Genomic DNA, 19313 nt, shown 5'->3' with positions numbered 1-19313 from the left:
GAGCCCCCCTTGCGTGGGTTCGCCACAGTGGCGAACAGACGCCAGGCTCATGTCAGATCGGGGTCACGTCAAGGGTGGCGCACAGGCCACACAAGGATTTCACCCGGTGATCGAAAAACCGGCGCCGACAGCCCAACAGGGCGTCGGCACCGGCGAGTTCGTCCATACGGCGTAGGACTGACAGGCTGTCACCCGGCGAGGTTTTCGGCCATCTCCTCGGTGAGGCTCGCCTCGGTCCCCGGGATGCCCAGGTCCTGTGCGCGCTTGTCCGCCATGGCCAGCAGCCGGCGGATGCGGCCCGCGACGGCGTCCTTGGTGAGCGGCGGGTCGGCGAGCGCGCCCAGCTCCTCCAGCGAGGCCTGCTTGTGCTCCATGCGCAGCCGTCCTGCGGCGGCGAGGTGCTCGGGCACGTCGTCGCCGAGGATCTCCAGGGCGCGGCCGACGCGGGCACCGGCGGCGACCGCGGCACGGGCCGAGCGGCGCAGGTTGGCGTCGTCGAAGTTGGCGAGCCGGTTCGCGGTGGCCCGGACCTCGCGGCGCATCCGCCGCTCCTCCCAGGCGAGCACCGACTCATGGGCGCCGAGCCGGGTCAGCAGCGCGCCGATCGCGTCACCGTCCCGGACGACGACCCGGTCCACGCTCCGCACCTCACGGGCCTTCGCGGCGATCGACAGCCGGCGGGCGGCGCCGACCAGCGCGAGGGCGGCCTCCGGGCCCGGGCAGGTCACCTCCAGGGAGGACGAACGGCCGGGCTCGGTGAGCGAGCCGTGCGCCAGGAACGCCCCGCGCCAGGCGGCCTCGGCATCGCAGGTGGCCCCCGAGACCACCTGCGGGGGCAGCCCTCGGATGGGACGGCCGCGGCCGTCCACCAGTCCCGTCTGGCGGGCCAGCTGATCGCCGCCCGCGACGACCCGCACCACGTAACGCGAGCCCCGGCGCAGTCCGCCGGGTGCCATCACGATCAGTTCGGAGCTGTGGCCGAAGATCTCCAGGATGTCCCGCTTGAGGCGGCGCGCCGCCATCGCGGTGTCCAGCTCCGCCTCGATCACGATGCGGCCGCTCACCAGGTGCAGCCCGCCCGCGAACCGCAGGATCGCCGAGACCTCCGCCTTTCTGCAGCAGGTCCGGGTGACGGGTAGCCGGGAGATCTCGTCCTTCACCGCTGCCGTCATCGCCATGGGCCGATCCTTCCATGCATCCGAAAAATACGGTCGTACGCGGCGGCCAGCAGCTCCGGATCATGCCGCGGAGATCCGTCGGGCCGGGCCACCGGGGCCAGCTCGACCGCGGCGCCGAACCGCTCGGCGGCCTCGGTCAGCAAATCGCGGTCGGGCACGGCGGCCTCGTCGGCCAGCACCACGTCCAGGGCGAGTTTAGGGGCGTGTCGTGCCAAAACCTCCAAATGACGCTGCGGGGAGAAGCCATCGGTTTCTCCCGGCTGCGGGGCGAGGTTCAGCGACAGCACGAGCCGGGCCTTGGTCTCGGTGAGGGCGTCGAGCAGTTGGGGGACGAGCAGGTGCGGGATCACCGACGAGAACCAGGAGCCGGGGCCGAGCACCACCCAGTCGGCGTCGAGGACGGCCGCCACCGCCTCGGGCACGGCGGGCGGGTCGTGCGGCACGAGGTGCACGGACTGCACCTCGCCGGGGGTGAGCGCGACGGTCGCCTGGCCCCGGACGGTGTCCACGGCGTCGGGGCGCGCCGGATCGTGCCCCTTGACCAGGGCCTGGAGCTCCAGGGGGACCGCGGACATGGGCAGCACGCGGCCCTGGGCGCCGAGCAGCCTGCCGACCAGGTCCAGTGCCTGGACGTGGTCGCCGAGCTGCTCCCACAGGGCGACGATCAGAAGGTTGCCGACGGCGTGGTCGTGCAGGTCGCCCTTGGTCTTGAAGCGGTGCTGGATGACGCGGGCCCAGGTCTGGCCCCAGTCGTCGTCGCCGCACAGCGCGGCCAGCGCCTTGCGCAGGTCGCCGGGCGGGAGCACGCCCAGCTCGTCGCGCAGGCGTCCGCTGGAGCCGCCGTCGTCGGCCACGGTGACGACGGCGGTGAGGTCGCCGGTGATCCGGCGCAGGGCGGCGAGCGAGGCGGACAGGCCCATGCCGCCGCCGAGGGCGACGACCTTCGGCTGGGCGCCACGACGGCGCGGCCGGCCGCCGCGCGCCTCGGCGGGCCTGGCCGTCCGTCCCTCCGGGGTGACCCGGCGCAGTCTGCTCAGCCGCAGAGCAGCACGTCCGGTCATTCGCGGCCCATGTCGCGGTGCACGACGACGGTCTCGACGCCCTGGGAGGCGAGGCGGGCGGCGAGCTTCTCGGAGGTGGCGACCGAGCGGTGCTTGCCGCCGGTGCAGCCGACCGCGATGGTCACGTACCGCTTGCCCTCGCGGCGGTACCCTGCGGCGATCAGCTGGAGCAGCTCCGCGTAGCGATCGAGGAACTCCTTGGCTCCGGGCTGGTTGAAGACGTACGCGGAGACCTCCTCGTTGAGGCCGGTGAACGGGCGCAGCTCCGGGACCCAGTGCGGGTTGGGCAGGAAGCGCATGTCCACGACCAGGTCGGCGTCGACCGGGAGGCCGTACTTGAAGCCGAAGGACATGACGGTGGCCCGCAGCTCGGGCTCCTCCTCGCCGGCGAACTGGGCGTCCATCTTGGCGCGCAGCTCGTGCACGTTCAGGCTGGAGGTGTCGATCACCAGGTCGGCGTCGCCGCGCAGCTCGCGCAGCAGCTCCCGCTCGGCGGCGATGCCGTCGACGATGCGGCCGTCCCCCTGGAGGGGATGCGGGCGGCGCACCGACTCGAAGCGGCGCACCAGGGCCTCGTCGGAGGACTCCAGGAAGACGATCCGGCGGGTGACGTTCTTCGTCTCCAGGTCGGCGAGGGAGTCACGGAGGTTGTCGAAGAAACGGCGGCCGCGGACGTCCACGACGACCGCGATCCGCGCCACGTTGCCCTGGGAGCGGGCGCCGAGCTCCACCATGGTGGGGATCAGCGCGGGCGGCAGGTTGTCCACGACGAACCAGCCGAGGTCCTCCAGGCACTTGGCGGCCGTGGACCGTCCGGCGCCGGACATGCCGGAGATGATGACCAGCTCGGGGATGGCCGCATCGGGGACCCCGGCTGTTTCGATGCCCGTACTCACGTGTGCTCCGTCTTCCTGTGGCGCTGGGTGCTGGGAGGCATGGTCGCCCGCCGCGCTGAGGGCCTGCCCGCGCTCCCCTGTGTGCTCTCGGTGCTGTTCTTCTGGACGCTCGGGGCGCTCATGGGGTTCAGGGCGCTCTTCGTGCTCGGTCATGTCTCCTGCCCTCGTCGCCGGTCCGGGGCGCCCGCGGTGAACACCGCCACGGGTTCCCCGGAGGTGTCCGCCGTCGTGCCGGGCTCCTCTTCCTCCATGATCTCCCCAGTGGCGGTGTTCACGGCGGGTGCCGCCGGAGCCGCCTGCGCCAGGGCCGCGGCGATCGTCTCGGCCGTCTTGCGCCCTATGCCGGGGACCTCGCAGATCTGGTCGATCGTCGCGGCGCGCAGCCTCTTCAGCGAGCCGAAGTGCTTGAGCAGGGCCTGCTTGCGGGTGTCGCCGAGGCCGGGCACGTCGTCCAGGGGGCTCGCCCGGAACCGCTTGGCCCGCTTGGCGCGCTGGTAGGTGAGGGCGAAGCGGTGGGCCTCGTCGCGGACGCGCTGGAGCAGGTACAGGCCCTCGCTGGCGCGGGGCAGGACCACCGGGTCGTCCTCGCCGGGCAGCCAGACCTCCTCCAGGCGCTTGGCGAGACCGCACACGGCGATGTCGTCGATGCCCAGTTCGTCCAGGGCCCGGCGGGCGGCGGCGACCTGCGGCTGTCCGCCGTCGACGACGACGAGCTGCGGCGGGTAGGCGAAGCGCTTGGGGCGGCCGTCCTCCTCCGTGAGGGCGTCCTCGCCCTCGGTCCACTCGCCGGTCTTCTCCTTCTCGGCGAGGTACCGCTTGAAGCGGCGGGCGATGACCTCGTGCATGGACCGGACGTCGTCCTGGCCCTCGCCGTGCCAGACCTGGGTGTCGCCGACCCGGCCCTTGATCTGGAAGCGGCGGTACTCGCTCTTGCGGGCGAGTCCGTCCTCGAAGACGACCATGGAGGCCACGACGTCGTCGCCCTGGAGGTGGGAGATGTCGTAGCACTCGATCCTGAGCGGGGCGCTGTCGAGGTCGAGGGCCTCGGCGATCTCCTCCAGGGCCCGGGAGCGGGTGGTGAGGTCGGAGGCACGCTTGGTCTTGTGCAGGACGAGCGACTGCTGGGCGTTGCGCTGGACGGTCTCCATGAGGGCCTTCTTGTCGCCCCGCTGCGGTATGCGCAGCGAGACGTTGGAGCCGCGGCGCCCGGTGAGCCACTCCTGGACGGGCTCGACGGGGTCGGGCAGCGCCGGGACGAGGACCTCCTTGGGCACCGAGTCGCCGGTCTCCTCGCCGTAGAGCTGCTGGAGGGCGTGCTCGACGAGGTCACCGGTGGTGACGGCCTCGACCTTGTCGGTGACCCAGCCGCGCTGGCCGCGCACGCGCCCGCCGCGTACGTGGAAGATCTGGACGGCGGCCTCCAGCTCGTCCTCGGCGACCGCGATCAGGTCGGCGTCGGTCGCGTCGGCGAGCACGACCGCGTTCTTCTCCATGGCCTTCTTCAGGGCCTCGATGTCGTCGCGCAGCCGGGCGGCCCGCTCGTACTCCATCTCCTCGGCCGCGTCCGTCATCTGCCGTTCCAGACGACGGAGGTAGGTGCCGGTGCGGCCGGCCATGAAGTCGCTGAACTCCTCGGCCAGTTCCCGGTGGTCCTCGGCGGTGATCCGCTCGACGCAGGGGGCGGAGCACTTGCCGATGTAGCCGAGCAGACAGGGGCGGCCGGTGCGGGCTGCGTTCTTGAAGACGCCGGCGGAGCAGGTGCGGACGGGGAAGACGCGCAGCAGCAGGTCCACGGTGTCGCGGATCGCCCACGCGTGCGCGTACGGGCCGAAGTACCTGACGCCCTTCTTCTTGTGACCGCGCATCACCTGTACGCGGGGGTACTGCTCGTTCATCGTGACCGCGAGGTACGGATAGCTCTTGTCGTCGCGGTACTTGACGTTGAACCGGGGATCGAACTCCTTGATCCAGGAGTACTCCAGCTGGAGCGCCTCCACCTCCGTGGACACCACCGTCCACTCCACGGAGGCGGCCGTGGTGACCATGGAGCGGGTGCGCGGGTGGAGGCCGGCCAGGTCCTGGAAGTAGTTGGCCAGGCGCTGGCGCAGGCTCTTCGCCTTCCCGACGTAGATCACCCGGCGGTGCTCGTCACGGAACTTGTACACCCCGGGAGAGTCCGGGATCTGTCCCGGACTGGGGCGGTAGCTGGAGGGATCGGCCATGCTCCACACCCTACTGGCGGGGAGTGACAGCACGGGGGCGCCCGGGGGTCTGCGCAGGACGGCTCTCCCCGTCCCGGGACAGCACCCCTAGCGTGTCTCCAGGAACGTCAGCACGGCCAGGACCCGGCGGTGGTCGTCCGGTTCCTCCGGCAGCCTCAGCTTGCCCAGGATGCTCCGCACATGCTTCTCGACGGTGCCCTCGGTCACCCACAGTCGCTTGCCGATCCCCGCGTTGGAGCGCCCCTCGGCCATGAGCCCGAGCACCTCGCGCTCGCGGTTGCTGAGCATGGCCAGCGGGTCGTCGCGGCGCTGTGCGGCCACCAGTTCCTGCACCAGTGAGGGATCCACCACACAGCCGCCCCGGCGGATGCGGTCGAGCGTCTCCAGGAACTCGTCCACGGCGGTGATCCGGCTCTTGAGCAGATAGCCGATGCTGCGCCCGCCGGCCAGCAGCTCCAGCGCGTCCTCGACCTCGACGAACGCCGACAGGACGAGGATCCCGACCGAGGGGTACCGCTCACGGATGACGCGGGCCGCCTTCAGTCCCTCGGTGGACTGGGTCGGCGGCATCCTGATGTCGATGATCGCCATGTCCGGCACCTGCGACTCGACGAGTTCCATGAGCCCGCCGCCGTCGCCGGCCTGGCCCACGACCTCGTAGCCGACGCGCTCGCACAGACTGGCCAGTCCCTCGCGCAGCAGTACGTCGTCGTCCGCGAGCACCACCCGTCCGAGCGCCGGATGCTGATCCGCGTCCATTGGTCCCGGTCTCCCCCTGCCCGACCTGTTCCGTTCGTCCCGACAGCCTGCCTGAACACGGTCTTACGGCTAGCTGGAAGCCTAGTTGGGGGAGAGCCGGGACGACACCACGAGGGCGGCACGTCATGCTCGTCGGAGTGCAGTCGCGGGTGGCCGGTCGCCTCGGCGGAGACGGATGGAGTGGCTCACCCGCGCGCTGAGCCGGACGGCCGTCTCGCCGTCCGACACGACCGCCCGAACGTACGCCCGATCGAGTCCCGCACTCCCCCCCTTGAAGGGGCTCGCCGCGTACGCTTCGGGCGGTCATGAACGCGGCGTGGCGTCCCCGGTCGCGGTGGGCGGTGCCAGGGGCAGGCGGACGCCCAGCGTCGTCCCGCTGCCCGGCGGGCTGGCCATGGTCAGCCGGCCGCCGATCGCCTCCACGCGGTCGATGAGCCCGATCAGTCCCGAGCCCCTGCCCGGATCCGCTCCCCCCACGCCGTCGTCGTGGATGACCACCTCCAGGACGCCGCCCGTGTCCTCGGCCGTCACGGTCACCGCGCTCGCGTGCGCGTGCTTGACTGCATTGGTCAGGCATTCCGACGTCACGTAGTACGCGGCCACCTCGACCGGCTCGGGGAAGCGGGGCGTGGAGAGCCGGAGGCCGAGTTCGACGGGGATCGCGCAGCGGCGGGCGAGGGAGCGCAGGGCGGGGCCCAGGCCGCCCCTGGAGAGGATCGCCGGGTGGATGCCCCGGGCCACCTGGATCAGGTCCTGGAACGTTTCGTCGAGGCCCCTGCCCAGGTGGTCGAGTTGCCTGCCGAGTGCCGAGCCGCGGTCCTCGACGAGGGTCTGCGCCATCCGCAGCTCCAGTTGGAGGGAGACCAGGCGCTGCTGCACCCCGTCGTGCAGATCACGTTCGATACGGCGCCGGGAGGCGTCGCCCGCGGCGACGACACGCGCGCGTGAGGCGGTCAGCTGGGCGCGGCTGTCGGCGTTGGCGATCGCGGTGGCGATCAGTTCGGTGAAGTCGGCGAGCCGGGACTCGGTGCCCTCGGGCAGCGGGCCGAGCAGCGAGGCCGCGACGACGACGCCCCACAGCCGGCCCTCGACGACGATGGGGGCGCCCGCGGCGGTGCCCGACCGGGCGGCGCCCCGGGTCCGGGCCACCTCCTCCATCACCACGCGCGCCGCCTCACGACGGGTCAGGCGTGGCGCTCCGCCGCCGCCGTCGACGTGTTCGCGTGCGATGCCGAGGACCGTGAGGTAGCCGTCGGTCTCGTAGCGCAGGACGGCCGCGGCCGTGCTCAGCAGGGCGCCCACCTCCTCCGCCACCTTCGCGAACACCTCGGACGGCGGCACGCCGCGGGCCACCTCCGTGGCTACTCGGCGCAGTGCGGCCTGTTCGCGGGCGGCCAGCCGGCTCTCGGTGACATCGCGGGCGGCGGCGTAGATGAGGCCCTCCTCGGGGACCGGCCGGGCGCTCCACTGGAGCCAGCACTCGGTGCCGTCCGCGCGGATGTACCGGTTCTCGAACTCGGCGACCTCGGCACCGCTCGCCAGCAGTTCCATCGCCGCGCGGGTGCTGTCACGGTCCTCCTCGTGGACGAACTCGGCCATCGGCCTGGCGGTCAGGGTCTCGGCGGGATGGCCGAGGGTGCGTTCGAAGGCCGGGTTGACGCGTTTGAAGTAGCCGTCGAGTCCACTGATGCAGAGCAGGTCCAGGGAGAGGTTGAAGATGCCTTCCAGTTCGCGCTCGGCGCGCCTGCGGCGGCCGTGGGCGGCGGCGAAGGACGCCATGGTCTCGTTCATGCCGCCGAGCAGCTGGGCCCAGGTGCCGTCGAAGGAGTCGACGTCGGCCCGGTGTTCGAGGCGGCCCGCGTCGATCGCCGCGTTCATGCCCCGGATCTGGCCGGCCAGCCGCTCCGTGGTCACCCGCAGCTCCCGGAAGGTGTCCACGACGGCCCCGAGTTCGTCGCGGCCGGCGTAGCGGATGTCGTACGAGAGGTCGCCCCGGGACAGGGCCCGCGCGCCCGCGGCGACCTGCCCGAGGGGGCGGGTGATCGAGCGGCGCAAGGCGAGCGCGAGGACGGCGACGGCGCACAGGACGGCCAGGAAGAGGGCCAGATCGCTGTAGGCCCGGGTCCGGGTGGCCCGCAGTTCGTGCTCGGCGGTGCCGTCGAGTTCCCGCATGGCCCGGCTCTGGATGACGCGCAGATCGTCGACGTACTTCCCGGAGTCGGCGAGCCAGGCGTCGTACGAGGGCCAGTCGGCGGGCCGGGTGTCGGAGTCGTCGAGCAGGTCGCGGACCTTGCGGACGGCGCGGCCGGGGGCCTGGAACATGGCGCTGTGCAGGTCGGCCCAGAGGGCCGCGGAGGTGTTCTCCTCGAACGCGCGCAGCTGGGCCCTCTCCAGTTCGGTCCAGCGGCCGGCGGCGGTGGGGCGTTGACCTGCCGGGACGTCGAACAGGATGGCGAGCTCGACCCGCTCCCGTTCGGCGGCCGCGATGGCCTTGCGGAGCGCCACGTGGGCGTCGGCGGCGCGGCCCGCGGCGCGTGTGGGGCGGCCGGACTCCAGGGTGGCGACGGTGTCGAGCAGGACGTCCTCGATGGCGTCGTACCGCTGGGCGACGGTCTGCGCGTCGAGTGAGGCGGTGCCCGTCTCGACGCGCAGCGCGTGGAGTTGCCGGCGTACGGCGTCGAGGTTACCGGCGACGTCGGGCTCCGGATGGCCGGTGGCGTGCCGGAAGGCCCGCCGCAGCGCGTCGTCGGTGGCCCGCACGGCCTCGGAGCGCTCGCGCTCCGTGCCCGGTTCGAGGCGCAGCCGGGCCTTCACCGCGGCCATCCGCTCCCGCGCGACGGCGTCGGAGACCTCGCCGGTCGCGAACGACACCGCGATCGCCGTGTCGAAGTCGCGCAGCGTCCGCGCCTCCTCCCCGTGCGACACGGCGGCGAACACCGTGAACACCAGCAGGACGGTCACCGGCAGCAGTACCAGCAGCATCAGCTTGGCGCCCACCCGCAGCCGGGCGAGGAACGGCACCCCCGGCACGCCCCTGCCCCGCCACCGGCCCGCCCCGTCGCGCCGGGACGGCACCGGCGCGGCCCGACCGGGGCCCTCCGGCGACGGACGGGAACCGCGATCCGCCGGGGACACGCTGCGGCGCGGGCTCGGCACGCGGCCGGCCGGCGCCGATGGGCACGGTTCGCTCGCGGGGCCCGCGGCGGATGCGTCGGCGGCGACCGGGGCGTGCCCCGGGACGCGCGGGTCCCGCGCTTCCTCCGTCGGGGGGCGGGTCCCGTCCGGTGCCTTCCCCGTGCCGGACCGGCAGTCACCCGGGGCGGGCTCGTCGCCGGGCGTAGGTGCGCCGCCGGGCGTGGGCTGGTCGCCGGGCGTGGGCTGGTCGCCGGACGTCGGATCGTCGCCGGACGTGGGCGAGGCGCTCGGCCCGGGCGGCGGTGGGGCGGGCTCGGGGGCGTCCGGGGCTCGGTCCGGTGAGGGGGTGCGGCGCATGGTGGGGCTCACGGGTGCTGGGGGGTGGGGGCGCAGCTCCGGAGGACCGCCCCGGAGTCGTTGTTCGCGTGCATGTGTTCCGCCTTTGCCGGCTCGGCGGCGTCGTCCGCGCCTCGGCCGCCCGCGGCCCGTCGCGCCCCCGTCGGCCGCTCGACAGGGGAAACGTTCGTTCAGGTCGCCGCCCGCCACCGCGGCCCCTCCTGAACGGGGTTGAGGGTGCCTTCAGCATCCCGCTGAACCGGGTGGCGGTCCAGGTGCCCTCGGCGAACCGGCGGTCACGGCTCGCTCTGCGGGTAACCGTCGTGCGCGGCCAGGTCCTTGTCGATGTCCTCGACCGCCGCGTCCAGCGTCCTTCCGGCCGGGGCACCCGCGAAGACGATGTCGGCGACCGCGCGGGAGAACGCCTGGGTGATCGCCGGGTACGCGGGCGTCTGCGGCCGGGGCCGGGCGACACCGCCGCGCAACTGCTCGATGAACAGCCGCTCGGGACCGTTCTCGCGGAACTTCGTGGAGAGGGCGACGGCCCGTTCCGTCGCCGGGATCGCCCCGTTGGCCTCGCTCATCCTCAGCACCTGCTCCGGCCGCAGCAGATACTCCAGGAAGCGCCACACCGCGTCGCCGTCCGCGCCGCCCGAGGGGATGCCCCACTGCCAGGACCCCATCCCGGTGGCGGTGCCGGCGCCGAAGTCGGGCAGCGGCACGATCGCCACGTCGCCCGGGTGCGCCGCGCTGAACTCGCCGTACTTCCAGTGCCCCATCCAGGACAGGGGGGCGCGGCCCTTCACGAACGCGCTCTTGTCCTGGTCCCGGTCGACGTATCCCCGCTCCACCCAACTCTGCATGGTGGTGAGCGCCTTGACCGCCTTCGGACCGTTGAGGAAGCCGTCGGCCGTGCGGAAGCCCTCGGGATCGATGAGGTCGCCGCCCGCCGACCACACGGCCGGTGCGAAGGCGTAGGTGTTCCACTCGTCGGGACGCTTCGAGTCGACGAAGTTGAGGTCGAGCGGCGACTCGTACCCCTCGGCCCGCAGCCTGCGCAGGATCCGCGTCAACTCGTCGGCGGTCCAGGCGTCCTTCGGGCCCTTCGGGATCCGGATCCCGGCCTTGCGCAGCACCGAGGGCCGTACATACAGACCGAGCCCGGAGTCGAAGGTTCCGACACCCCACAACCGGCCGTCGTAGGTGCCCTGCCGCCGGATCGAGGGCAGCAGGTCGTCGCGGACCTCGGCGGGCACGCAGGAGTCGATCGGCTTGAGCTTGCCGGACCAGGCGTAGCTGTAGAGGTTCGGGCCGTCGAAGTCGAGGAGGTCCGGCAGATCGCCGCTGGCCGCCGCGGACAGCACGAGTTCGGTGTAGGGGCGCTGCTCGGGCAGGGTCACCAGTTCGACCCGCACCTGCCCCTGGGCCTTGTTGAACTCCTCGACCTGGCTGCGCAGGGTGCGCTGTTCACCGCTCTGCCCGGCGTGGAACCACAGGGTGATGTGCGCGGTGCCGTCGATCCTGCCGTCGCAGGTCGTGTCGCCCGCCGCCTTGCCGCCCGCGCCCTGCCGGTGCTCCTCGTCACCGGCACTGCATCCGGCCAGTAACAGTGCCGCGGCCGACATCCCCGCCACCAGGGCACGACGGACCTGACGTCTCCCGACGCCGTTGTGCGACGCGTTCATCGCGCATTTCTCCCATTCGACCGGGCCGCTCGGCCCCAGGGCAGCGACATGCTACTCCCCGTGGCTTGTTCGATTCCCTCGGTGAGTGCGAACGGACCGGATCGGCACAGGCCATGAGCACATTCCACGGCACGGAGGACCGGACCGGAGCGACACTTTCCGGCTACCGGGGTGTGCGTCCGCCAACGGGCCGGGGAGGCTGTCCTCATGTCTCTCGCGCGGATCGCCGAACCGGCGCCGGACGTCGTCCTGCTGAACACCGGCCTCGCCGGCGAGAGCGGACCGGACGGCTCGCGAGGGGCGGCGCGCCGGTCACCGTCGGCCACCGTCGCCGCCTCTGCCCGCGCACCCGCCGGACGACATCCGCAATCCGGTCGCGGCCCGCTCCGGAGCGGGGGCTCCTTCACAACCCGAGGCTCCCGGGACAGGCGCCGCGCGACCTGCCGGGGTCCGGTCCCCGGCCTGCGGAGCACCGGGGATCTTGCCGTCGGTGTCCGGCCATGTCCGGTCCCGGGTGTTGTCCGGACTTTGCCAACACGCTTCAATGCGGGGGAACTCAGGGCGGGGAACGCCGTCGTACGGATGTGAAGACGGGCGGTCGCCGAGAGCCCCCGCGCGTCCGCGGGGCGCCCCGGCCCGCCCCTGCGTGGTCAGGCCAGCCGACCCGCACCTCACAGAAAGGCTCCTCCATGCGGCACGCCACAGAGCACGCCGACGTCGCGGCGATCGCGAACGTCGCCACGGCGGAGTTGGAGTCGGCCCTGCGGGGTGGTCCCTTCCATGTGGCGCTGCGCGCCGCGATCGCCGCGCGCGGGCTGCCGTTGCAGCGTGTGCAGCACCATCTCTCGCGCCACGGGGTCAAGGTCGGCGTGACCAGCCTGAGTTACTGGCAGCAGGGCGCCCGGCGCCCCCAGCGCCCCGAGTCGCTGCGGGCGGTGCGGGCCCTGGAGGAGATCCTGCAGCTTCCGGACGAGTCGCTGATCCGCCTGCTCGCCCGGTCCGAGGAGACCTCCGGGCGGGTCCGCGGCGCGGACCGCTCCTACCGCTCCCTCGTGGAGGCCCCGGCCGTCCTGGAGCGCCTCCTCGGCGAACTGGGGTCGCCGCTCGACGGCGGGGTGCACACCCTCGGCCATCACGAGCGGGTGCGCGTCGGCGCGCACCGTGAACTGCTGGGCCGCGACTCCCAGCACATCGTGCGGGCCCACCGGGACGGCGTGGACCGCTATGTGGCCGTCCACCACGGCGAACCGGGGTGCGTTGCGGAACACATGACGGTCCGCGCCCTGGAGAACTGCCGCCGGGGCCGGGTGCGCTGGGACGACGACACGGGGGTCCTCGTCGCCGAGTTCCTCTTCGACACCCGGCTGCGCAGCGGCGACACGTTCCTGTTCCGCTACGGCGTCGACGGCGGAACGGCCGGGGTCTGCACCGAGTACGTCCGCGGCTTCCGGTCGGCGGGCGGGCAGTACGCCCTCCAGGTGCGCTTCGACGAGCGGGCGTTGCCGGTGCGCTGCCACCGTTTCAGCCGGCATGCGCCGGCCGCCCCGCGCGGCGGCCGGCAGCCCCTCCCGCTGAGCGGACTGCACCGCTCCGTGCACCTGGTGGAGCCCCGCGTGCGCACGGGCGTCGTCGGGATCGGCTGGGACTGGGAGTGAGGGGAGCCGGGCCGGGTGCCACCCCGTGCGGGGCTCGGCCGGGGCCGCCCGTCGCGGGGCCCGACGTCTGAGGTACCTTCCGGCCCAGACTCCCGAGAAAGGATCTCCTCCGTGATCGTCGTCGCCGGTGAAGCCCTGATCGACCTGGTCCCGAGGGGTTCGGGTCCGCTCGTGGATCTGCGGCCGGCGCGCGGCGGCGGGCCCTACAACACGGCGGTCGCGCTCGGCCGGCTCGGCTCCCCCACGGCGTTCTGCTCCCGGGTGTCGTACGACGTCTACGGCGAGGCCCTGCTGACCGGGTTGCGCGAGGCCGGTGTGGACGTGACCTCCGTGCAGCGCGGCCCGGAGCCGACGACGCTCGCGCTGGCCTCGATCGGCGAGGACGGCTCCGCCCGGTACTCCTTCTACGTCGAGGGCAGCGCCGACCGCCTGTTCGAAGCCCCCGGGCGCCTCCCCGCGGGCACCCGGGCCGTCTCCTTCGGCACCTGCTCACTGGTCCTGGAGCCGGGTGCGAGCGCGTACGAGGAGCTGCTGCACGGCGCGGCCGCCCGGGGCGTCTTCACCGCCCTCGACCCCAACATCCGGCCCGTGCTCATCCCCGACGCGGCCGCCCACCGCGCCCGCTTCAAGAGCTGGCTGCCCTCGGTGTCGCTGCTGAAGCTGTCGGAGGAGGACGCCGAGTGGCTGGGCGGCACACCGGACCAGTGGCTGGCCTCCGGCCCGTCGGCCGTCGTGGTCACCCGTGGCGGAGACGGACTGACCGCCTACACCGCCGACGGGGCCGAGCACTCCGTGCCGGGCGAGAAAGTCGATGTGGTCGACACCATCGGCGCCGGTGACACGGTGAACGCGGCCCTCCTGCACGGTCTGTCCACGCGTGACGCCCTGTCCGCGGCCTCGCTCGCCGCCCTCGGCGCCGAGGACTGGACCGGACTGCTGCGCTTCGCCGCCCGCGCGGCCGCCGTCACCTGCTCCCGAGCGGGCGCGGAACCGCCGTACGCGTCAGAGGTGGACGAGCTCTGATCCCCTCCCCAACCGGGAGTGGGCCGGCGGAACGAGCGGTGCCCCGCGGGGAGGGTTCCCGCGGGGCACGCCGTTCTTGTGGATCGGCCGGGTCAGGCCTTGCGTGCCCGCGTGGTCTTCTTCGCGGGAGCAGCCTTCTTCGTGGCCGCCTTCTTCGTGGCCGCCGTGCCGTCGGCGGACCTCGCGGTGCGGGCGGTGGCGGTCTTCTTGGCGGCCGCCCCGGCGGCGACCGCCTTCCTGGCCGTGGTCCTGCGCGGGGCCTTCACCGACGAGGCGTCGCTGATCCGGTCGGCGTCGAGGATCTCGCGCAGGAACTTGCCGGTGTGGCTGGCCGGGACCCCGGCGATCTGCTCGGGGGTGCCCTCGGCGACGACGAGGCCACCGCCGGCGCCGCCCTCGGGGCCCATGTCGACGATCCAGTCCGCGGTCTTGATGACGTCGAGGTTGTGCTCGATGACGATGACCGTGTTGCCCTTGTCGACCAGGCCGGACAGGACCTTCAGCAGCTTGCTGATGTCCTCGAAGTGCAGACCGGTGGTCGGCTCGTCCAGGACGTAGACCGTGCGGCCGGTGGAGCGCTTCTGCAGCTCGCTGGCGAGCTTCACGCGCTGCGCCTCGCCGCCGGAGAGGGTGGTCGCCGCCTGGCCGAGGCGGACGTAGCCGAGGCCGACGTCCTTCAGGGTGTTGAGGTGGCGGGCGATCGCGGGGACGGCCTCGAAGAAGTCCGTGGCCTCCTCGATCGGCATGTTCAGCACCTCGGCGATGGACTTGCCCTTGTAGTGGACCTCCAGGGTCTCCCGGTTGTACCGGGCGCCGTGGCAGACCTCGCACGGGACGTAGACGTCCGGGAGGAAGTTCATCTCGATCTTGATGGTGCCGTCACCCGCGCAGTTCTCGCAGCGGCCGCCCTTGACGTTGAAGGAGAAGCGGCCGGGCAGATAGCCGCGGACCTTCGCCTCGGTGGTCTCGGCGAACAGCTTGCGGATGTGGTCGAAGACGCCGGTGTAGGTCGCCGGGTTGGACCGGGGGGTGCGGCCGATGGGCGACTGGTCGACGTGCACGACCTTGTCGACGAGGTCGTCGCCGTCCACCCGTGTGTGGCGTCCCGGGACGTTCCGCGCACCGTTCAGCTCGCGCGCCAGGTGGGTGTACAGGATGTCGTTGACCAGCGTGGACTTGCCGGAACCCGAGACGCCCGTGACGGCGGTGAAGACGCCGAGCGGGAAGGACACGTCGATGTCCTGGAGGTTGTTCTCCCGGGCGCCGTGCACGGTGAGCTGCCTGCTCGGGTCGAGCGGGCGGCGGATGTCGGGCAGCGGGATGGACTTCCTGCCCGACAGGTACTGCCCGGTCTGCGACTCGGGGTTGGCCAGCAGCTCCTTCAGGGAGCCGCTGTGCACGACCTTGCCGCCGTGCTCGCCGGCGCCGGGGCCGATGTCGACGATCCAGTCGGCGGTCTTGATGGTGTCCTCGTCGTGCTCGACGACGATGAGCGTGTTGCCCATGTCGCGCAGCCGGACCAGGGTCTCGATGAGCCGGTGGTTGTCCCGCTGGTGCAGACCGATGGAGGGTTCGTCGAGGACGTAGAGCACGCCGACGAGTCCCGAGCCGATCTGGGTGGCGAGGCGGATGCGCTGGGCCTCACCGCCGGAGAGGGTGCCGGCCGCGCGGTTCAGCGAGAGGTAGTCCAGGCCGACGTCGACCAGGAACCGAAGTCGTTCGTTGACCTCCTTCAGCACCCGCTCGGCGATCTTCTTGTCACGGGCGCCCAGCTTCAGCTCGCCCAGGAAGTCCGCGCAGTCGCTGATGGACATCGCGGAGACCTCGGCGATCGACTTCTCCATGATCGTGACAGCGAGGACGATCGGCTTCAGACGGGTGCCCTCACAGGTGGGGCAGGGCACCTCGCGCATATAGCCCTCGAAGCGCTCCCGGCTGGCGTCGCTCTCGGCCTCGCTGTGCCGCCGCTTCACGAAGGGGACCGCGCCCTCGAAGGCCGTGGTGTACACCCGCTCGCGGCCGTACCGGTTGCGGTAGCGGACCTCGATCTGCGTCTTGTGGCCGTACAGCAGGGCCTTCTTCGCGCGCTGCGGGAGACCGGCGAAGGGGATGTCGGTCCGGAAGCCCAGCGCGTCGGCGAGGGCGCCGATGAGGCGGCCGAAGTAGTCCTTGGTGTGGCCGTGCGACCAGGGGTGGATGGCACCCTCGTCGAGCGACTTGTCCTCGTCCGGGACGATCAGCTCCGGGTCGACCTCCATGCGCGTGCCGATGCCGGTGCAGTCGGGGCAGGCGCCGAAGGGCGAGTTGAAGGAGAAGGAGCGGGGCTCCAGCTCCTCGAAGGACAGGTCGTCGTACGGGCAGTACAGGTGCTCCGAGAACATGCGCTCGCGCTCGGGGTCGTCCTCGGGGAGGTCGACGAAGTCGAGCACCACCATGCCGCCGGACAGGCCGAGGGCCGTCTCCACGGAGTCGGTGAGCCGGCGCTTGGCGGAGTCCTTCACCGTGAGGCGGTCGACGACCACCTCGATGGTGTGCTTCTCCTGCTTCTTCAGGGTGGGCGGGCTGGAGAGCTGGACGGTCTCCCCGTCCACCCGCGCACGGCTGTAGCCCTTGGTCTGGAGGTCCGCGAAGAGGTCGACGAACTCGCCCTTGCGCTCCCGCACCAGCGGGGACAGCACCTGGAAGCGGCTGCCCTCGGGCAGCTCCAGCACCCGGTCCACGATGGCCTGCGGCGACTGCCGGGAGATGGGGCGGCGGCACTGCGGGCAGTGCGGCTTGCCGATGCGCGCGAAGAGCAGCCGGAGGTAGTCGTAGACCTCGGTGATCGTGCCGACCGTCGAGCGCGGGTTGCGCGAGGTCGACTTCTGGTCGATGGAGACCGCCGGGGACAGACCCTCGATGAAGTCGACGTCCGGCTTGTCCATCTGGCCGAGGAACTGCCGGGCGTAGGAGGACAGCGACTCGACGTACCGGCGCTGGCCCTCCGCGAAGATCGTGTCGAAGGCCAGCGAGGACTTGCCCGACCCCGACAGGCCCGTGAAGACGATGAGCGAGTCGCGTGGGAGGTCGAGCGAGACGTTCTTCAGGTTGTGCTCGCGCGCGCCACGGACGATGAGACGGTCGGCCACGCCGGTCCGCACCTTTCTTGAGTGAAGTGACAGGAGCGGAGCCCCCGTCCTTCACAGACTAGGGGGAGCCACTGACAGCGCCGGTCCTGTTTCCCCGTTCCACAACAATCCCGGACCTTCCAGCATGCCCGACGCAGGACTCGACCATATAGCACGTGCATTCGATTTTGGGCCGGGGTCCACCGCCTTCACCCGAAGGGGTGGCACGACTAGGGTCGGCCTCATGAATTTCCACGCGCGTGACCTGGACTCTGTACGGGAAGCGACCGAGCGGCTCCTCACCGCAGTCGCCAAGTTGGACAACGCGGCTGTGACCCAGCCGTCACGGCTGCCCGGCTGGACCCGCGGCCATGTGCTCGCCCATCTCGCCCGCAACGCGGACGCCCTCGTGAACGTCCTCGAAGGGCGTCCCATGTACGCGTCCGGCGAGGCCAGGGACGCCGACATCGGGCGCGACGCGCCGCGGCCCCTCGATGTGCAGCTCGCCGACGTACGGGAGAGCGCGGGCCGCTTCCAGGACGCCGCCTCGGTGTTCCCTGACTGGTCCCGCACCGTCGAGCTGCGCAACGGCGTCACCGACTCGGCGTCCCGGGTGCCGTTCCGGCGCTGGATCGAGGTGGAGCTGCACCACGTGGACCTCGGCATCGGGTACGAGCTGGAGGACCTGCCGGAGGAATTCACGCAGCGCGAGATCAACTTCCTGACCGAGCGGTTCCGCGACCACCCAGCCGTCCCCGCGGTGACGATCAAGCAGGACGACGGGCGGCTGCTCTTCACCGGAGCCGTCAGGGGCCTCACCCCGGAGCAGCTGGAGAGCGGCGGCCACACGCTCATGGTCACCGGCCGCCGGGCCGACCTGCTCGGCTGGCTCGCCGGACGGCGCGACGGCGCCGCCCTGCGCGTCGAGGGCGGCGCCCTGCCGTCGCTGCCCGCGCTGTAGCGGCCGCGGGTCCGCCCGCGGCCTAGACTGACGGCCATGACGTACAGCGGAGCGGTGAAGGTCGGCGGCCCTGCGGATGTGCACGAGCTGCCGGACCTGATGATCTCCAAGGTCGCGGTGGGCCCGATGGACAACAACGCCTATCTGTTGCGCTGCCGGGCCACCGACGAGCAGGTGCTGATCGACGCCGCGAACGACGCGGGCACCCTCCTCACGCTGATCGGTGACGACGGCATCGCGTCCGTCGTCACCACCCATCGGCACGGCGACCACTGGCAGGCACTCGCCGAGGTGGTGGCGGCGACCGGCGCCCGTACGTACGCGGGGCGGGACGACGCCGAGGGCATCCCGGTGCCGACCGATGTGCTCGTCGACGACGGCGACACGATCCGGGTGGGGCGCGTGGAGCTGACCGCGCGCCACCTGGTGGGCCACACGCCGGGTTCGATCGCCCTGGTCTACGACGACCCGCACGGGCATCCCCATGTGTTCACCGGGGACTGCCTCTTCCCGGGCGGTCCTGGCAGGACAACACGTCCGGAGGAGTTCAACTCCCTGATGGGCGGCCTGGAGACCAAGCTCTTCGACGTCCTGCCCGACGAGACGTGGATCTACCCCGGCCACGGCAACGACACCACCATCGGCACGGAGCGGCCCCACCTCGCGGAGTGGCGCGCACGAGGCTGGTAACCGCTCAACGACGACTGGTTCTGTACGGCCGGCCCGCACATGCGCAGCGAGGTAGCCGGGCGTTCGGTCGGCACTCTCACCCTCACCCGGAACGGCAAGGACTTCGCGGTGCACCACGCCCTGGTGCAGTTCGCCTCTGTCCGCAGGAACCCGTGGGCAGCGCAGGAGTCAAGTGGTCGGCCAAGGGGCCGGGAGTCGGTGGGACTGACCGTGAAGCCTCCTTGACAAGACACACCATGGAGCCGCCACCCCATGAGCACGCCCCCACCCCCTACACCTCGCGGGACAGGTCAGGGCAGTACGGGGTGGGGGCGATCAGCTCCAGGGCGACGCCGACCGGGAGCGCAGGCCCTCGTCGTGGAGGGCGACCTCGTAGCGGTAGGTCAGCCAGCGGCGGGCCGCGCGGTCGGCGAGCTGCTGCGGGGTCCGGGAGTCGAGGGCTTCCAGGACCGCCTTCCGGTTGCGCTTGGGGATGTGCCCGTACGGCAGGAGGGCGGGAGGCAGGCCGGCCTCTACCTCGCGGCAGGCCACGGCCTCGGCGTCGGCCTGGTCGTCACGCGGTCCCGGTACGCGCGCCTTCCGCTGCCCTTCCCCGACGAGGTGGT

13 protein-coding genes are annotated in these 19313 nt (G+C 72.1%); 4 read left to right on the top strand and 9 right to left on the bottom strand.

The genetic code is table 11. The annotated features are described in order from the left end of the window. Window positions 1-188: 188 nt before the first annotated feature. From whiA to AC067N_RS02285, 7 genes are all read right to left on the bottom strand, one after another. A complete protein-coding gene (gene whiA / locus AC067N_RS02315) occupies window positions 189-1178 on the bottom strand; it encodes a DNA-binding protein WhiA (protein WP_478676980.1) in 990 nt (329 codons plus the stop codon). Continuing rightward, entirely contained in the window at window positions 1169-2239 is a 1071-nt protein-coding gene (locus AC067N_RS02310) for a gluconeogenesis factor YvcK family protein (RefSeq protein ID WP_478676979.1), read from the bottom strand. The genes whiA and AC067N_RS02310 overlap by 10 nt, the downstream gene beginning before the upstream one ends. Beyond that, window positions 2236-3288 (bottom strand): RNase adapter RapZ, encoded by a 1053-nt coding sequence (gene rapZ / locus AC067N_RS02305; RefSeq protein WP_478676978.1) that lies wholly within the window; start codon window positions 3286-3288, stop codon window positions 2236-2238. The genes AC067N_RS02310 and rapZ overlap by 4 nt, the downstream gene beginning before the upstream one ends. Further along, a complete protein-coding gene (gene uvrC, locus AC067N_RS02300; protein ID WP_478676977.1) occupies window positions 3285-5357 on the bottom strand; it encodes an excinuclease ABC subunit UvrC in 2073 nt (690 codons plus the stop codon). The genes rapZ and uvrC overlap by 4 nt, the downstream gene beginning before the upstream one ends. A gap of 87 nt (window positions 5358-5444) precedes the next feature. Then, the gene (locus AC067N_RS02295) at window positions 5445-6116 is read right to left on the bottom strand and encodes a response regulator (protein WP_478676976.1); all 672 of its coding nucleotides are present in this window, start codon (window positions 6114-6116) and stop codon (window positions 5445-5447) included. Between the two features lie 303 nt (window positions 6117-6419). Next, complete coding sequence (locus AC067N_RS02290; protein ID WP_478677181.1) at window positions 6420-9098, bottom strand: PAS domain S-box protein; 2679 nt, start codon at window positions 9096-9098, stop codon at window positions 6420-6422. Window positions 9099-9883: 785 nt separating this feature from the next. Then, window positions 9884-11272, bottom strand: a complete 1389-nt coding sequence (locus AC067N_RS02285) for an ABC transporter substrate-binding protein (RefSeq protein ID WP_478676975.1) — start codon at window positions 11270-11272, stop codon at window positions 9884-9886. Between the two features lie 689 nt (window positions 11273-11961). Between AC067N_RS02285 and AC067N_RS02280 the strand changes: the two genes are divergently transcribed. Together AC067N_RS02280 and AC067N_RS02275 are read left to right on the top strand one after the other, a co-directional pair. Further along, entirely contained in the window at window positions 11962-12927 is a 966-nt protein-coding gene (locus AC067N_RS02280) for a hypothetical protein (protein WP_478676974.1), read from the top strand. 111 nt (window positions 12928-13038) lie between these two features. Then, window positions 13039-13950: a carbohydrate kinase family protein gene (locus tag AC067N_RS02275; protein WP_478676973.1), complete on the top strand. Its 912-nt coding sequence runs from the start codon at window positions 13039-13041 to the stop codon at window positions 13948-13950. A 92-nt stretch (window positions 13951-14042) separates the two neighbouring features. On the opposite strand, the gene uvrA is transcribed toward AC067N_RS02275, so the two are convergent. After that, window positions 14043-17078: an excinuclease ABC subunit UvrA gene (gene uvrA / locus AC067N_RS02270; protein WP_478676972.1), complete on the bottom strand. Its 3036-nt coding sequence runs from the start codon at window positions 17076-17078 to the stop codon at window positions 14043-14045. Window positions 17079-17301: 223 nt separating this feature from the next. On the opposite strand from uvrA, the gene AC067N_RS02265 reads away from it, so the two are divergent. Together AC067N_RS02265 and AC067N_RS02260 are read left to right on the top strand one after the other, a co-directional pair. Next, window positions 17302-18018, top strand: a complete 717-nt coding sequence (locus AC067N_RS02265; protein ID WP_478676971.1) for a maleylpyruvate isomerase family mycothiol-dependent enzyme — start codon at window positions 17302-17304, stop codon at window positions 18016-18018. Between the two features lie 36 nt (window positions 18019-18054). After that, on the top strand, window positions 18055-18708 hold the full coding sequence (locus AC067N_RS02260; RefSeq protein WP_478676970.1) for an MBL fold metallo-hydrolase: 654 nt from the start codon (window positions 18055-18057) through the stop codon (window positions 18706-18708). Window positions 18709-19023: 315 nt separating this feature from the next. Here the strand turns inward: AC067N_RS02260 and AC067N_RS02255 are convergent, their stop codons facing one another. Then, complete coding sequence (locus tag AC067N_RS02255; protein ID WP_478676969.1) at window positions 19024-19239, bottom strand: hypothetical protein; 216 nt, start codon at window positions 19237-19239, stop codon at window positions 19024-19026. Window positions 19240-19313 lie beyond the last annotated feature (74 nt).

The sequence above is a fragment of the Streptomyces sp. NPDC042364 genome (assembly GCF_056437585.1).
Note: the sequence above shows the minus strand (reverse complement) of the source record. Positions and strands in the feature narration are given on the sequence as shown.

Excerpts from the sequence above, each read along its gene's own strand:
- AC067N_RS02265 (WP_478676971.1), top strand. The coding sequence starts at position 17,302 with ATGAATTTCCACGCGCGTGACCTGGACTCTGTACGGGAAGCGACCGAG.
- AC067N_RS02310 (WP_478676979.1), bottom strand. The coding sequence starts at position 2,239 with ATGACCGGACGTGCTGCTCTGCGGCTGAGCAGACTGCGCCGGGTCACC.
- AC067N_RS02295 (WP_478676976.1), bottom strand. The coding sequence starts at position 6,116 with ATGGACGCGGATCAGCATCCGGCGCTCGGACGGGTGGTGCTCGCGGAC.
- AC067N_RS02290 (WP_478677181.1), bottom strand. The coding sequence starts at position 9,098 with ATGCTGCTGGTACTGCTGCCGGTGACCGTCCTGCTGGTGTTCACGGTG.
- AC067N_RS02260 (WP_478676970.1), top strand. The coding sequence starts at position 18,055 with ATGACGTACAGCGGAGCGGTGAAGGTCGGCGGCCCTGCGGATGTGCAC.
- uvrC (WP_478676977.1), bottom strand. The coding sequence starts at position 5,357 with ATGGCCGATCCCTCCAGCTACCGCCCCAGTCCGGGACAGATCCCGGAC.
- rapZ (WP_478676978.1), bottom strand. The coding sequence starts at position 3,288 with ATGACCGAGCACGAAGAGCGCCCTGAACCCCATGAGCGCCCCGAGCGT.
- AC067N_RS02285 (WP_478676975.1), bottom strand. The coding sequence starts at position 11,272 with ATGAACGCGTCGCACAACGGCGTCGGGAGACGTCAGGTCCGTCGTGCC.
- whiA (WP_478676980.1), bottom strand. The coding sequence starts at position 1,178 with ATGGCGATGACGGCAGCGGTGAAGGACGAGATCTCCCGGCTACCCGTC.
- AC067N_RS02280 (WP_478676974.1), top strand. The coding sequence starts at position 11,962 with ATGCGGCACGCCACAGAGCACGCCGACGTCGCGGCGATCGCGAACGTC.